Origin of the sequence: Deinococcus humi, assembly GCF_014201875.1 — a bacterium.
Lineage (GTDB): Bacteria > Deinococcota > Deinococci > Deinococcales > Deinococcaceae > Deinococcus > Deinococcus humi.
The window spans coordinates 118,384-131,794 of record NZ_JACHFL010000010.1 but is presented as its reverse complement, the minus strand read 5'-3'; the positions used below and the strand labels follow the sequence as shown (position 1 = coordinate 131,794).

General features: G+C 66.3%; 17 protein-coding genes. 1 reads left to right on the top strand and 16 read right to left on the bottom strand.

The genetic code is table 11. The annotated features are described in order from the left end of the window. Nucleotides 1–76: 76 nt before the first annotated feature. From HNQ08_RS17385 to HNQ08_RS17310, 16 genes are all read right to left on the bottom strand, one after another. Nucleotides 77–508 (bottom strand): hypothetical protein, encoded by a 432-nt coding sequence (locus HNQ08_RS17385; RefSeq protein ID WP_184134893.1) that lies wholly within the window; start codon nt 506–508, stop codon nt 77–79. Further along, complete coding sequence (locus tag HNQ08_RS17380) at nt 495–857, bottom strand: ArsR/SmtB family transcription factor (RefSeq protein WP_425321357.1); 363 nt, start codon at nt 855–857, stop codon at nt 495–497. The genes HNQ08_RS17385 and HNQ08_RS17380 overlap by 14 nt, the downstream gene beginning before the upstream one ends. A 441-nt stretch (nt 858–1,298) precedes the next feature. Further along, complete coding sequence (locus HNQ08_RS17375; RefSeq protein ID WP_184134890.1) at nt 1,299–1,952, bottom strand: SCO family protein; 654 nt, start codon at nt 1,950–1,952, stop codon at nt 1,299–1,301. Between the two features lie 203 nt (nt 1,953–2,155). Next, nucleotides 2,156–2,770 (bottom strand): DUF305 domain-containing protein, encoded by a 615-nt coding sequence (locus tag HNQ08_RS17370; protein WP_229790083.1) that lies wholly within the window; start codon nt 2,768–2,770, stop codon nt 2,156–2,158. Next, nucleotides 2,767–3,264, bottom strand: coding sequence for a thioredoxin-like domain-containing protein (locus tag HNQ08_RS17365; protein ID WP_184134888.1), 498 nt, complete (start codon nt 3,262–3,264; stop codon nt 2,767–2,769). Before HNQ08_RS17365 ends, HNQ08_RS17370 begins: the two co-directional genes overlap by 4 nt. Next, nucleotides 3,261–3,512 carry a hypothetical protein gene (locus HNQ08_RS17360; RefSeq protein WP_184134885.1) on the bottom strand — a complete coding sequence of 84 codons (252 nt, stop codon included), beginning with the start codon at nt 3,510–3,512 and terminating at the stop codon, nt 3,261–3,263. The genes HNQ08_RS17365 and HNQ08_RS17360 overlap by 4 nt, the downstream gene beginning before the upstream one ends. A gap of 86 nt (nt 3,513–3,598) precedes the next feature. Continuing rightward, nucleotides 3,599–4,207, bottom strand: coding sequence for a M23 family metallopeptidase (locus HNQ08_RS17355; protein ID WP_184134882.1), 609 nt, complete (start codon nt 4,205–4,207; stop codon nt 3,599–3,601). Between the two features lie 526 nt (nt 4,208–4,733). Continuing rightward, nucleotides 4,734–6,071 (bottom strand): apolipoprotein N-acyltransferase, encoded by a 1,338-nt coding sequence (gene lnt / locus HNQ08_RS17350; RefSeq protein WP_184134880.1) that lies wholly within the window; start codon nt 6,069–6,071, stop codon nt 4,734–4,736. A gap of 54 nt (nt 6,072–6,125) precedes the next feature. Continuing rightward, a complete protein-coding gene (locus HNQ08_RS17345) occupies nt 6,126–7,013 on the bottom strand; it encodes a cation diffusion facilitator family transporter (RefSeq protein WP_184134877.1) in 888 nt (295 codons plus the stop codon). 157 nt (nt 7,014–7,170) lie between these two features. Further along, the gene (locus HNQ08_RS17340) at nt 7,171–8,067 is read right to left on the bottom strand and encodes a cation diffusion facilitator family transporter (protein ID WP_184134874.1); all 897 of its coding nucleotides are present in this window, start codon (nt 8,065–8,067) and stop codon (nt 7,171–7,173) included. Continuing rightward, nucleotides 8,060–8,665 carry a DUF305 domain-containing protein gene (locus HNQ08_RS17335; RefSeq protein WP_229790084.1) on the bottom strand — a complete coding sequence of 202 codons (606 nt, stop codon included), beginning with the start codon at nt 8,663–8,665 and terminating at the stop codon, nt 8,060–8,062. The genes HNQ08_RS17340 and HNQ08_RS17335 overlap by 8 nt, the downstream gene beginning before the upstream one ends. Next, nucleotides 8,647–9,126 (bottom strand): thioredoxin-like domain-containing protein, encoded by a 480-nt coding sequence (locus tag HNQ08_RS17330; RefSeq protein WP_184134871.1) that lies wholly within the window; start codon nt 9,124–9,126, stop codon nt 8,647–8,649. The genes HNQ08_RS17335 and HNQ08_RS17330 overlap by 19 nt, the downstream gene beginning before the upstream one ends. Beyond that, on the bottom strand, nt 9,123–9,653 hold the full coding sequence (locus tag HNQ08_RS17325) for a signal peptidase II (protein ID WP_221284265.1): 531 nt from the start codon (nt 9,651–9,653) through the stop codon (nt 9,123–9,125). Before HNQ08_RS17325 ends, HNQ08_RS17330 begins: the two co-directional genes overlap by 4 nt. Next, a complete protein-coding gene (locus HNQ08_RS17320; RefSeq protein WP_229790085.1) occupies nt 9,650–10,408 on the bottom strand; it encodes a ZIP family metal transporter in 759 nt (252 codons plus the stop codon). The genes HNQ08_RS17325 and HNQ08_RS17320 overlap by 4 nt, the downstream gene beginning before the upstream one ends. Beyond that, the gene (locus tag HNQ08_RS17315; protein WP_179164965.1) at nt 10,405–10,653 is read right to left on the bottom strand and encodes a glutaredoxin family protein; all 249 of its coding nucleotides are present in this window, start codon (nt 10,651–10,653) and stop codon (nt 10,405–10,407) included. The genes HNQ08_RS17320 and HNQ08_RS17315 overlap by 4 nt, the downstream gene beginning before the upstream one ends. Before the next feature lie 3 nt (nt 10,654–10,656). Further along, nucleotides 10,657–12,945: a heavy metal translocating P-type ATPase gene (locus HNQ08_RS17310; protein WP_184134868.1), complete on the bottom strand. Its 2,289-nt coding sequence runs from the start codon at nt 12,943–12,945 to the stop codon at nt 10,657–10,659. A 100-nt stretch (nt 12,946–13,045) separates the two neighbouring features. Here HNQ08_RS17310 and HNQ08_RS17305 point away from each other — a divergent pair, with 100 nt between their 5' ends. Continuing rightward, complete coding sequence (locus HNQ08_RS17305; protein WP_179164963.1) at nt 13,046–13,291, top strand: DUF2171 domain-containing protein; 246 nt, start codon at nt 13,046–13,048, stop codon at nt 13,289–13,291. Nucleotides 13,292–13,411: the final 120 nt, after the last annotated feature.

Sequence of the window (13,411 nt, the reverse complement as noted above, 5' to 3'; positions counted from 1 at the left end):
GCTTACGTTGAATCCTTCCGTTTGGGTTTCAGGGCATACAGTCCAATCAACAGCTGGGCACTCCAGTCACAGTGCTTCACGGCCGCCCACTCAAGGTGATCAGGGTGGTGTCGCCCTGCAGACTGGCGAGGTACTGCACCTCTGGCACGCCCGCGCGGCCCAGGAACGCCGAGTAATTGCCCGGTCCGATGGGTTCATCAGTGATCTGAAGGTAGCCCCCCTGTTTCAGGGCAGGAATCAGGACGCGCGGCTGCCAGCCGGGAACGCGATACTGTTCGACGCGGCTCTGACCGCTCCGGACTTCGGCGCGGTAGCTGCGGCTTTGGGGGCACTCCCGCTGAAAGCCAGCGGGCAATGGGGCCACCCCATTCCAGACCGTCCCAGGCCGCTCAAAGCAGTACAGCGGCCCCCTGGCCTGGACCTCACGGGCCAGCCAGATGCCCAGGCCCAGCAGTGCCAGCGCCAGGCCCAGCCACTTCCCAAGCGCACGCCGTTTACTCTGCCGCATGCTCCAGCGCACTCTTGATCAGGACCGTCACGTGGTGATCGAGCAGCCGGTAATACGCGATCCGTCCAGCTTTGCGAAAGGTCACCACCCGTCCAGCCCGCAGCAGCCGCAATTGGTGGCTCACGGCACTCTCGCTCAGTCCTACCACCGCCGCGAGGTCGCACACACACAGCTCGCGCGTCTTGAGGGCGCTCAGAAGCCTCAGCCGCGTGGGATCGCCCACCAGTTTCAGAAAAGCCGTGGCACGCTCAACGCAGTTCGAGTCCGGCAGGGCGCTCCGCGCTTCTTGAACCGCTTCTGGGTGCACACAGGGCACCTCACACAGGTCTTCTTGAGACGGCATTCTCATTTCCGGAGTGTACCCGTTCTGCCGCTGTGCCGCCGTCACGAGCACCGCCAACCCTGGAAGCGTGGGGAGTGCACCTGGTCACGCTGGGAGGGTTTCCCATGGGCCCGCTTGGGCAAGCGGCCTCCAGACAGCTTGCCCCGGCTGACCTTCTGCAGGGCGCGGCCTGGCCGATTGACACTGCCTGTCTTCAGGCTGAACGGGATGAGGGCCGGGTCACACGACGTTGGCGGGGTGCGCCAGAGGGATCCGAGCAGGGCCGCCCCCGCCCTTGCCAGCGCACCCAGGATCAAACCACGGGCGTGAAGCTGGCCGCGCCTGTGGATGGAGCCTTCTGAATCAGCAGTCTGCGGCTTCATGTTGGCTCCAGATGAGCGGAGCCGCCGCCTTGATGGGCTGACACCGTCCGCTGAACGCCATGGCAAGCGGAGCAACCTGCCGGATTCACCGCATCACCTTGCGGATATCGGACACCATCCGGTCCAGTTCGTTGAGTTGGGTGTAATCCCAGACCACACGCCGCATGCCGAACTGGTCGACGAGATAAATACCCGTGGTGTGATTCACCTGGTAATCCAGTGGGCCCTTGACTTCGGTGTATTGATACCCCACGCCCCAGCTGGCCGCCGCCTGGGTGAGCTGGGGCTGAGGGATCACCATGCCATGGGCTGAGGGGCTGAAAAAGCGTACATACTCTCGTACCTTCGCCACCGTGTCCCGTTTGGGATCAACCGAGACCAGGAGGGTGGCGAACTGTTCACGCTGCCGGACGGGCAGGGCCTGCCTGACCCGTTCCAGCGCGGCGAGCGTGGTGGGACAAATATTCGGACAGTTGAGAAAGCCAAAGAAAACAGCCACCGTCTGTCCCCTGAAATCACTCAGGGCCAGCGCCTGTCCATCCTCTCCAATCCCAGAGAGGGGCGGGGCAGCCAGTTGCGGTGGATAAGAGGTGCCAAAAAAGTTCGCTGGATTGCGGAGTTTACTGTACGCCAGCACGCCACCAAGCAGGCCGCAGAGCACCAGCACGGCCAGGGTCAATGACTGTTTCCAGGAACGTGAGGGAGCCGAGGGGCCGACAGGCTCGGAAAACTGGGTCATTGGCAGCCTTGCTGCGCATGACAGGTGTTGGACAGATCAGCCCCGGCGCATGAAATCTCGATCATCAGTCTTCAGTTTCCTTTGCCAGAAACGGATCTGCAGCTGCGAGCGCGTGGGTCACCCATAACCTGATGGAAACATGCAGCGCGAAGGTCCTCCAGAGCGCCTGCCGCTGGGGCAGGTCACGCGGCGTCAGCCGAGCCTCACTGATCATGGTTCATCTCATCCATGGTCCCAGGTGTATCGGCTGGGGGGGTCAGCGCGCGCTGCTCGAGCAGGGCGTCAATGGCATTGATTTCAGCGGTCTGCGAGACCACCACCCGCTGGGCAAAGGCGCGAACCGGCTCCGCCCTGACCGTGTTCAGGGCTGACTTTGCCATGGCCACGCCGCCCAGATGGTGTTTACGCATCAACACCAGGTACCGGCTCTCGGCCACGGCGGGGGACAGGTCCTCGAGTTGTCGCACATCTGAGACGGACGCTATGCCCATTGCCTCCCGGTTCATCCCGGCCATCGGCGCGTTCAGCCCGGACAGCGGGCGGTTCCAGGCCATCAGCCAGCCGCTCATCTGACCGATCTGGGCCTGCTGGGTCAAGGCGACGTCCTGGGCCAGCACGCGGACGGCGCGGTCGTTGGCCCGCTTGAGCAGCGTGACGCTCATGTCCACCGCCTGGGCGTGGTGCGCGCTCATGTCACGGGCAAAGCGCACTTCGGGGCTGCCCTCGGCCGGGGGACGGGTGCCGGCCCAGGTGATGGCGCCGCCCACGCCCAGCCCCAGGAGCGACACACCCACCAGCGTGGGCCAGCTCAGCCTCACTGCGTGCCGTTGTATGCGTTGCTGCACGACGCGCCGATTTCCGGGGCGCTCCCCCCCTGCTCATACTTCTGAATGAACGTCTTGAGGCGGGCATCGTTCGCTTGCTGGAGCTCGAGCTGGGCGTTCCAGGCCGTCAGGACGATGGGCGCGGACTGATCGGTCCTGGGCGACAGCAGCATGTGGGTGCGGCCTGCCGCGGCCTGCCTCAAGGCTTCGAGCTGTGCTGTGGGCAGGTCAGGCTGGTAGGTGATCCACACCGCGCCGTGTTCCAGGCTATGAACCGCATACTCGTTGTACAGCGGCTGGGTGTACTCGCCGCAGTTCTGCCAGCCGGGATTGTGACTGCCACCCACGGGCAACGCTTCCTTGTACTCGATGCGCCCCTCCTTGTGGTCTCCGCCCTCGTAGGCAAAGGTCTGAACGCCCTCGATGGTGTCAGGGGCGTTGTTGCAGGCCACGAGGCCCAGCAGCAGCAGTGGCAGGAAATAGTTCATGGTTCTCCTTGATCGAGGCCCGGGGGATGGACCCATTCAGCAGGCGCGGCCCCCGGCTGGGTGCGGTTGCCCGGCAGGCTCCAGGCCATGCCGGTGTTTCGAGTGAACCCCCGGTGCAGAAGACCGGGAATGATCCCGCTGGGCGATTCAGGCCTGGCCTGAACCGTCCCGCTTTTGAGCAGCAGGGCCACACCCGAAACACCCGGGAGTGTGGCCTCCAGTCCTACCCTCACGAGAAATTGGGTCACCTCAGCACCATACCTGCATAACTGCTTAGATATTGAGTTGAAATGTCCCTACGGTCATCAGGCCACGGGGCGGCGTCGGCAGGCGGCTAAAAAAGGAGCTCGGGATTGACGGGGCGTCCCGCCTGGGCCAGGCGGAAATCCACATGTGGCCCCGTGCTGTTCCCAGTGCTGCCCACCCTGGCAATCGTCTGTCCAGCACTCACCCGCTGTCCTGGAGTCACCAGGTTGACACTGTTGTGGCTGTAGCGCGTCGTGTACCCGCCACCATGATCAATCACCACGGTCCAGCCCCAACCGTTGCGAACATCGAAGGCCGCTTCTCTGACCGTTCCCGCCATCACCGAGCGGATCGGCGTGCCGCGAGGGGCGGCCAGATCCAGACCGCCGTGAGCCGCACTAAAGGGCGTGGTTAACCGGCCCTGAAGGGGCAGCGCCGCCGGCCCACCCGTGGAGGCGGACCGCACGGTGATCCCACCGCGGGACCGGATCGGTGGACTGGGGAGTTGCAGCACCTGCCCGATCCTCAGTTCCCTGGGCCGGATGCCCGGATTGGCGTTCAGCAGGGCGCTCACGCTGGTTTTGTGGCGCAGGGCCAGCACAGATAAGGTGTCGCCTGAGCGCACCTGAACGGTGGCAGCCTCGCTCCCACCCGGCAGCGCGAGCGCCACCAGCATCAATATGGACCATCGCCTCATTCCACCCACCCTAATGGGGTCAGGTGAAGACCTAGTGAAGGAGTTTCACCCTTTGAGGAAGGGAGCAAAGGCAGGCGAATGTCGTGAGCGGCGCCTGCGCCTGCTGCAATCGGTCGTCGGGGGCCCCAGGGTCGTGAGCGGCGAGACCCGCCCGCAGCTCTTGTGACGTCATCCCAGCAACTCCATCACCGCCAGTACGGCGGGGCCTGGAGAGAAAATTGTCGTGCGACAGGTGGATGCCTGACCCCAGGCGCCGTGACAAGTCTCCGGTCCGGGGCAGGCAGCGCTCCACCCTCACCTCCTCAAGCGCAGGATCTGTTGGCGAAGGGGGAGAGCTGAGGCATCGTCCGATGAGATGATTCTTTGAACAGGTGGACAGAAATTTGGCAGCGTGGGGAGACAGTGTTCAGCCTCTGTTCCAGGGAAGCCCCGTTGGAGACCCGCCAGACCTCGGAGGGGGGCCAGCGCTAGGCCTGCCGCTTGGCTCTGAACCTGCACGTGCCCATCCCCAGCAGCACCAGCGCGCTCAGCGCCGTGGTCCACTCGCCCCACTGGACGTACGGTGTCCAGGTTCCGGCCTTTGCGAAGGATGCGGACAGCACCGCCGCGACCCCCGCGGTAGCCGGGCCGTGACCTGTCCGGAGGGCGCGACCACCGCCGTGACCCCGTCGTTGCCCGCCCGCAGGAGCCAGCGCCGGGGCTCGATGGCCCGCACCCGCCCCATCTGGAAGTGTTGCTCGGCGCCCACGGACGGCCCGAACCAGGCGTCGTTCGACACCACGGCCAGGACCTGCGCGCCCTGCCTCACCTGGGCGCGCGCGAAGGCTGGGAAGGTCGACTCGTAGCAGATCAGTGTCCCCACCCAGGTGTCACCAACGGGCAGCGGTGTCAGGGCGCGGCCGGGCACGGCGCCCGTCAATGGGGGCAGGCCCAGCGCGCGGAACACCGCCCGGTAGGCGCCGTCAAACATCACCCGGCCTGGGAAGAACTCCCCAAATGGAACCAGCCGCACCTTGTCCTGCCGGCCGGTCACCTGGCCTTGCTCAAAGGCATACACGCTGTTGCGGTACCCACCATCCTCGGTCGGGGCGCCCAGCAGGAGCGGCACCTTCAGCGCCGTCAGCGCGCGGGCCACCGCTGGGAAGGTGGGGGCGGCCGGGGCAGCCGTCTCGGGCCACACCACCAGCCCTGCCGGACCCGTGGCCAGACCCGCCCGGATCAGCGCCAGGTAGCGTTCCAGTTCATCCCCCGTACGTCCCTGGACCTTGGCCCGCGGATCGACGTTGCCTTGAACCAGGAGGGCCCGCTCGGTGGTGGGCAGGTCCGGTGGCCGGGTGAGGCCGTACACCATCCCCAGGGACAGCAGCGCCGCCACACCCAGCAGGACCCGTGGGCGACGGTCGGCGAGGGCCGCCCCCGTCAGCGCGACGAGCAATCCCACCAGCGACACGCCGCCCAGGTCCGCGAGCTGCACGAGCGGGGTGGACGCGAAGGCGTACCCCAGGCTGCCCCAGGTGAATCCGAACGGCCCCAGACTCCGCGCCGTGTCCAGCAGGACCCACGCGAAGGGCAGGGCCCAGAGGGTGGCTGGTCCCATGATGCGGCGCGTGAGGGCGGCCGTTGCGGCCCACATCACGGCCAGCCCCGCCACCAGAACGGGGTACAGCGCCGCCACACCCGGTCCGAACAGGGGCGTCAAGCTGCCGGGCAGCCACAGCAGCAGCGTTCCGAAAAATCCCAGAGCGAAAGCGAAGGTCAGGCGGAAGGCCCGGCCCGGCCTGGGCCGCGGCCCGGAACAGCCAGGCCAGGGGAAATGGCGCGAGCCAGCCCAGCGGTGAGGGCAGAAAGGCGACCAAAAGGCCAATGCCTGTGAGGAGCGCCAGCAGGAGCTGCCCTCTGCCGGACAAAACCCAGCGCATCAGAGAACAAGGACCCCACGGTGCTTGGCCGCCCCCTCCGGCTCGACGTGAATGGTGATCTCACTGTCGGGCACCTCCCGCTCGATGACCGCTTCCAGCCGGTCACAGATCGCGTGGGCCTGACCCACCGTGAAGTGTTCCGGCACCACCAGGTGGAAGTCGATAAAGGTCAGGCGGCCCGCGTGACGGGTGCGCAGGTCGTGGGCTTCCAGCGCCCCCTCGGCATGCTCGGCCACCAGGCGGCGGATCAGGGCCTGCGTCTCGGGTGGGGCCGCCTCGTCCAGCAGGCTGCGCATGGAGGAGCCCACCAGCCGCCCGCCCACCCACAGGATGTTGAGCGCCACCAGAATCGCCATGACCGGGTCCAGGATGGTCCAGCCGGTCAGTGCCACCAGGCCCAGGGCAGCGAGCACGCCCCCGCTGGTCACGACGTCCGTCATCAGGTGCTGGCCGTCGGCGACCAGGGCGGGGGACCGCAGGTGCCGCCCGGCGCGGATCAGATACGTGCCGTACCCGGCGTTCAGCAGCGTCGCGCCCAGAGAGACGAGCAGGCCCAGGCCCAGCGCTTCCAGCGGCTTCGGCGCCTGCAGGGCCTGGTAGGCGCTGTAAATGATGCTGATGGCGGCCAAAACGATCAGCACCCCTTCCAGAACGGCCGAGAAGTACTCGGCCTTGGCGTGCCCGTAGGGGTGCCCGGCGTCGGCGGGTTTGCGGGCGATGGAGAGGGCGAAGAGGGCCGCGCCGGCGGCCACCACGTTGATGATGCTCTCCAGGGCGTCGGAATACAGGGCCACGCTGCCGGTGAGCAGGTATGCGCCCGCCTTCAGCGCCAGAATCAGAAGACCGAGCAGCAGGCTGTACTGTGCCAGGCGGATGGTGCGGTCCAAGGGCGACCTCCAGCGGTCATGCGGGTGAGGGCCCACCACTCATGGTGATGAAATGTGGTCAGGCTCTGGAAGAACGGCGAGATCATGCAGGATGCGGCCCGGCGAGGCACACGGGGCGAGTGGAGAAAAAGCATGATTGCCGGATGCCCACTCTGGTTCACGGGTGAAGGTGGCGCTCATGTCCGGTGTGGGCATCCGGGGGTTCGAATTGCACCGTGCTGTGCTCAATTCCGTGGCGTTCAGCGATGGCATGCACTTGAGGCAGCAGGTCCGCCTGTGGCTGGCCGGCAGCCACCACCAGATGCGCGGTGAGGCTGTGCAGCCCGCTGGTCACGCTCCAGACGTGCAGGTCATGCACCTCCTGCACACCGGGCAGGGCCGCCAACTCCGCCCGGAGCCCACCGAGGTCCACACCTTCCGGCACCCCTTCCAGCAGCACGTTGACGCTGGAGCGCAGCAGAACCCAGGTGCGGGGCAAGACCCACAGCCCGATCAGGGCACCCAGAACGGGATCCACCCAGGCGAGGCCGGTGAAGCGAATCACCAGCGCGCCCACGATGACCGCCACCGAGCCGAGCAGGTCCGCCAGGACCTCCAAGTACGCGGACTTGACGTTCAGGCTGTGCCCACTGCCTGAGACGAGCAGGCGGGCGCTGATCAGGTTCACGATCAAGCCCAGAACGGCCACGATCAGCATGGTGGTGCTCTGCACCTCAACGGGCTCCCGCAGGCGGCGGTAGGCCTCGAAGAGGATGTACATCCCGATCGCGAAAAGGGCCCCGGCGTTCAGGGTGGCGGCCAGGATCTCGGTGCGGCGGTAGCCGTAGGTGCGTTTCCGGTCGGGGGCCCGCTGCCCGATGCGGATGGCGAACAGGGACAGGACCAATGCCATCACATCGGTCAGCATGTGCCCTGCGTCGGAGAGCAGCGCGAGACTGCCCGACACGAAGCCGTAAATCACTTCCACCACCAGAAAGGTCCCGGTCAGGGCCAGGGCGAGGCTGAGCTGCCGGGCGCTCGCGTTCGCGCCGTGGCTGTGGCCGTGTTCACTCATGCTGCGGCCCTTCCATTTCCGGGCGGGGCTGCCCGTCCGTCATGCGCTTGTTCAACAGGGCGTCGATGGCCTGAAGCTCTGTGGTCTGTGCCACCACCCGTTCGGCAAAGGCCCGGACGTCCGGCTGTCTCACGGTCTTCAGGGCCGATCTGGCCATTTCCACGTCTCCCTGATGGTGCCGCCGCATCAGCACCAGGTACCGGGTCTCCGCGATATAGACAGGGAAGCGCTGTAAGTCCCGTTCGTCCCTGGCGTCGGCCAGGCCCGTGCTGGCTCGGTCCATGCCCGCCATCGGGGATGCTCTGCCGGCCAGCGGGCGGTTCCAGGCCAGCAGCCAGCCCCTCAGCTGCCCGATCTGCGCCCGCTGCGTGAGGAGGATGTCCTGCGCAAGCAGTTTCACTGCCGGATCCGCTGCCCGCGTGAGCACCGTGACACTCAGGTCCACCGCCTGGGCGTGGTGCGCGCTCATCTCCCTGGCGAAAGTGACTTCGGCGCTTCCCTCGGCGGGCGGGCGGAGCCACATGGCCGCCGTGCCCAAGCCCATGACCGCGGCAGCCAGCACGCCGCCCGCCCACCAGCTCAGACCGTGCCGCTGCATAAGGCACCAATCTCCGGGGCTTCCCCGCCCGGCCCGTCTTTCTGGAGAAACGACTTGACGCGCGGGTCCGAGACGGCCTGCACCTCCAGTGGCTTGTTCCAGGCACTCAGGACCAGTGGGGCCAGCTGCGTCTCATGGGAGGAGAGCACCGTGTAGGGGCGCCCTTCCACCAGCTTCTTCAGCGCCTCAAGCTGGCCCGTGGGCAGGTCCAGCCGAGAGGTGAGCCACCCTGCCCCGTATTCCAGGCTGTGCACGGCGTATTCGTCGTAGAGCGGCCGGTCGTACACGCCGCAGTTCTGCCAGCCGGGGTGATGAGGTCCACCTGCCGAGGGCGTCTGAGCGTCGGTGATGCGCCCCTCCTGGTGGGTGTCCCCTTCGTTCTGGACACGCTTGACGCCCTCGATGTCGCCGTCCTCCTGGTTGCAGGCGGCGAGCAAGGCAGGCAGGATCAGGCGTTTCATGCATTCTCCTTGGTTTGGGCGGAAGCACGCTGGTCAGCGGAGGAAGCTCTAGGGCGTCGCTCCGCTTGCCAGGTGTGCAGCAGCAGCCAGAAGGTGCCCGTACACACCAGCACGTCCGACAGGTTGAAGATCGGAAAGGGACGCCCACTCAGCGGGACCGCTGCCGCGCTCAGCAGCGGCGAGGTGAGGTAATCGACTACCGCACCCCGCGCCAGGCCGTCTACCGCATTGCCAAGCGCGCCCGCTGCGATCAGCGCCAGGGCCCAGCGGCGGGTGCGGGGGAGGCGCCCGGACATGAGCGCGGCCACGATCACCAAGCCCACGATCAGGCGCAGAATTGCAAGGGGGGCCGTGAGGCCGCCCAGCAGGCCCCAGGCCATGCCGGGGTTCAGCGTGAAGCCCAGGTGCAGCAGACCCGGCAACAGGACGCGGTCCACACCTGGCGTTAAGTTTGCCGCAGCCCAGGCTTTGAGGAGCCCTTCAATCACCAGCAGGGCCGCGATCAGGAACACAGGTCTCCACCTCATGACGCCAGTTCCACCAGATACAGCGCGATGAAGCCCAGGAAGAAGGCACTGGTGATCAAAGGCGTTTCCTTGACCTCGTGGGCCTCGGTGAGCAGCTCCTCGGTCACCAGGAACAGCAGCGCCGCTGCGCCGAAGGACAGCACGATTTCCAGCGCCAGCCCGGAGAGCCCCTGAAGCAACGTGCCGCCGATCAAGCCCCCCACGATCACCAGCAGGCTCAGACCGGTGATGGTCAGGATGGTGCGGCTTTTCGTGGCCCCGCGTGCGCCCAGCGTGGCCGCCACCGACAATCCCAGAAACAGCAGTTCCAGCGTCAGGGCCACCACCAGCAGTGTTCCCACCCGCTCGCCCGCCGCAAAGCCCACGCCGATCAACAGGCCGTCGATCAGAATGTCAATGCCCACCACCGTCAGCAACCCGGTGGCGCTGCGGGATGCGGCCTCACCCGCCGGTCCCTCTTCTGCTTCTGGCGCGAGCCGTTCGGCGAGCACGCGCACGGTGAGCATGGCCCCCACACCCAGCGCAAAGCCGATGACCACGCCCAGCGGCTGATGACCCGCCGTGATCTGGGGCAGCAGTTCACCAGCCACGGCGGCGAAGACCACGCCCGCCGCGAAGTGCTGCACGAAACTGCGCAGGCGTGCGCCGGGTGGACGGAAGCTGGCGATGACGCCGCCCAGAATGGTGGCCGCCACTGGAATCAAGGTCAGCAGCAGAATCTGACTCAGCGGGGCGCTCGCGGCGCTGAGGCTCACTGCGCGCCTTCCAGCGCTGCCAGAATGCCGGGCCGCTGATCGTCGAAGAAGCCGTAAAAGACCTGACCGTCAATCACGGTCACCGGAGCGATCCGCACGTTCGCCGTTGCCTGCATTTCTGCCAGCGCTGCTGGATCTTCCCGCACGTTCTTCTCGGTGAAGGCGGCCCCCTGGCCCTTGAGCAAGCGCTTGACCGCCTCGCAATCGGCGCAGTTGGGGACGGTGTACACCGTGATGTCGGGCATGGCTCAAACGCCTCTTGAGGCGGGCAGGCCGGATGGTCCAGAAGCTCTCTGGGCGCTTCCGCCCTTCCACCCCAGCAGCCTCAGCGCGTTGGCCGTGACAATCGCGGTGGCCCCAGTGTCGGCCAGAATCGCCATCCATAGGTTGGTGTAGCCCAGCAGCGTCGTGACCAGAAAGATGGCCTTGAGGCCCAGCGCGAAGGCGATGTTCCACTTGATGTTGGTCATGGTGTCGCGCGACAGCTGGACCAAGTCAGCCACGTCGCCCACCCGTTCGCGCAGCAGGGCTGCGTCCGCTGTTTCCAGTGCCACGTCGGTGCCGCCGCCCATCGCAATGCCCACGTCGGCCTGCGCCAGCGCGGGAGCGTCGTTGATGCCGTCGCCCACCATCGCCACACCGCCCTGTCTCTTCATCTCCGAGATCAGGCGCAATTTGTCCTCGGGCAGCAGTTCCGACTGGACCTCCAGCCCCAGCCCGGAGGCGATGGCCCGGCCTGTGCGGGCGTTATCGCCCGTCAACATCACGGTGTTGACGCCCATCCCTCTCAGGCGGGCGATGGCCTCCCGGGCGTCCGCGCGCGGCTCGTCCCGGATCGCCAGGACGCCCAGCACCTCGCCTTCGCTGTGCAGCACCACCGCCGTCTTGCCTGCCTCTTCCAGCGCGGTCAACTTATTCTGGAGATCAGCAGCGACATTCAACGTGCTGGCCGCGTGCTGGGGCGAACTGATGAAGAGTTCGCGGCCCTCCACGCTGGCGCTGACGCCCTTCCCAGCGATGGCCTTGGCGTCCTGGGATGCGGGAACGGTCACCTTCGCCTTCGCTGCCTCTTTCGTGATGGCCTGGGCTAGCGGGTGCGAGCTGCCCGCTTCCACAGCAGCGGCCAGCCTGAGCACCTCGTTTTCAGACGCCCCCACCCCCAGCACATCCGTCACCCGTGGCTTGCCCGCCGTCAGCGTGCCGGTCTTGTCGAAGGCCACCGTCTTGACGGTGCCGATCGCTTCCAGCGCCGCACCGCCCTTGATCAGCAGTCCGCGCCGCGTCCCCGCGCTGATGCCGCTGGTGATCGCCGCAGGCACGCTCAGGACCAGCGCGCAGGGACAGCCGATCAGCAGCAATGTGATGCCCTTGTACAGCCACGGAGACCACTCGGCACCGAAGACAAGCGGCGGAACGAGGGCCACCAGCGCCGACACCAGCACCACTCCTGGGGTGTAGTAGCGGCTGAACCGGTCTATGAAGCGGGCGGTGGCCGCCTTGCTGCCCTCGGCCTCCTCCACCAGATGAATGATGCGGGCGATGGTGTTGTCGCTGGCCTCCCGGTCCACCTGAATGCTCAGCACGCCGTCGGTGTTGATGCTTCCCGCAAACACGGGATCGCCCACCGTTTTGCTGACCGGCATGCTCTCGCCGGTGACCGGGCTGTCGTCCAGGCTGGACGTGCCGCTCAGAATCGTGCCGTCGGCTGGAACCCGCCCGCCGGGGCGCACCTGTACGGTCTGCCCCACCTGCAGCGTGTCGGCGGGCACCTCGCGCGCGACACCATTTTCCATCAGCAGCGCTGTCTTGGGGGCCAGCGCCGACAGCGCCTGAATCCCGGCCCGCGCCCGGCCCGCCGCCACGCCCTCCAGCAGTTCCCCAATGGCGAAGAAGAAGACCACCACCGCGCCCTCCGCCGCCTGCCCGATCAGCACCGCGCCGACGGCCGCCAGTGAAACGAGCATGTTGATCGAGAACGGATCGCCCAGCCGCGCGCTCGCATACGCCTGTTTCGCCAGCGGCCAGACGCCCAGCACCGTCGCGGCAATGTAGCCGTACACCGAGAGCCCCGGCTCGATGAAGCCGAAGCCCCAGGCGAGGGCCAGCAACACACCTGAGGTGATCACCAGCTTGCCCTGCTTGCCTCTGTACCACGGCGTTCCGGCAGGCAACACTTCGTGGACGTGTCCGGCGTGGTCATGGCCCCCATGGTCCGTGTGATCGTGGCCAGCATGCTCGCTGTGATCGTGATGGTCAGAGGCGGCCCTGCTCTGCGCCGATTGCGCCGTTTCCAGTAACGACGGTGTGTACCCCAGCGCCTTCAGGTTTTTCTCCAGGACGGTGCGCGGGGTCTGGGTCTCGTCCAGTTCCAGCCTCAGCGTCTGCTTGGAGAAACTGGTTTTGACCTCTGCTGTGCCGGGCAGGCGCCCCACCATCTGTTCCACCTTCTGCACGCAACTGGCGCAGTCCATGCCGTCCACAAAATAGGTCAGCGGCGCGGCGTCACCGGTGGTAGGGGCGTTGGAAGAAGTTGTCATACGGCAGTATACCTGAATGTCTGTTCATATGTTAGTTCTGTCTAAAGCTTTTTGCCCATTGTTTTCATGGACTGCCGCGGCGAGGACAGTACGGTGAGGCATGACACAAGCGAATCAGATCAGGGAGCATATGCCAGTCAAGTGTGCCGACGGACAGGATCATGGCGTGGTCGACCGGGTGGACGGCGAATATATCAAGCTGACCCGGGACGACAGCGGTCAGCACCACTGGCTGCCGTTGAGCGCGGTGGATCATGTGGATGAACATGTCCACTTGAACCTCAGCCACGAACAGGTGCATCAGCAGTGGCTCAGTGAAGACCCTCACCCGGAACACCAGAACTGAATCCCTGTAGTTGCTCAAGCGCTCACCTATTGGGGTGGGCGCTTTATTTTGCCCACCTCTGCCTGTTCATCGTCAACGCCCCGGGGGGCCCCAGCGATGGGCTCAACGTGCGCTTGGTTC

Coding starts and splice junctions, on each gene's coding strand:
- HNQ08_RS17385 (WP_184134893.1), bottom strand. CDS start 508: ATGCGGCAGAGTAAACGGCGTGCGCTTGGGAAGTGGCTGGGCCTGGCG.
- HNQ08_RS17380 (WP_425321357.1), bottom strand. CDS start 857: ATGAGAATGCCGTCTCAAGAAGACCTGTGTGAGGTGCCCTGTGTGCAC.
- HNQ08_RS17375 (WP_184134890.1), bottom strand. CDS start 1,952: ATGACCCAGTTTTCCGAGCCTGTCGGCCCCTCGGCTCCCTCACGTTCC.
- HNQ08_RS17365 (WP_184134888.1), bottom strand. CDS start 3,264: ATGAACTATTTCCTGCCACTGCTGCTGCTGGGCCTCGTGGCCTGCAAC.
- HNQ08_RS17355 (WP_184134882.1), bottom strand. CDS start 4,207: ATGAGGCGATGGTCCATATTGATGCTGGTGGCGCTCGCGCTGCCGGGT.
- HNQ08_RS17340 (WP_184134874.1), bottom strand. CDS start 8,067: ATGAGTGAACACGGCCACAGCCACGGCGCGAACGCGAGCGCCCGGCAG.
- HNQ08_RS17335 (WP_229790084.1), bottom strand. CDS start 8,665: ATGCAGCGGCACGGTCTGAGCTGGTGGGCGGGCGGCGTGCTGGCTGCC.
- HNQ08_RS17330 (WP_184134871.1), bottom strand. CDS start 9,126: ATGAAACGCCTGATCCTGCCTGCCTTGCTCGCCGCCTGCAACCAGGAG.
- HNQ08_RS17325 (WP_221284265.1), bottom strand. CDS start 9,653: ATGAGGTGGAGACCTGTGTTCCTGATCGCGGCCCTGCTGGTGATTGAA.
- HNQ08_RS17315 (WP_179164965.1), bottom strand. CDS start 10,653: ATGCCCGACATCACGGTGTACACCGTCCCCAACTGCGCCGATTGCGAG.
- HNQ08_RS17310 (WP_184134868.1), bottom strand. CDS start 12,945: ATGACAACTTCTTCCAACGCCCCTACCACCGGTGACGCCGCGCCGCTG.
- HNQ08_RS17305 (WP_179164963.1), top strand. CDS start 13,046: ATGACACAAGCGAATCAGATCAGGGAGCATATGCCAGTCAAGTGTGCC.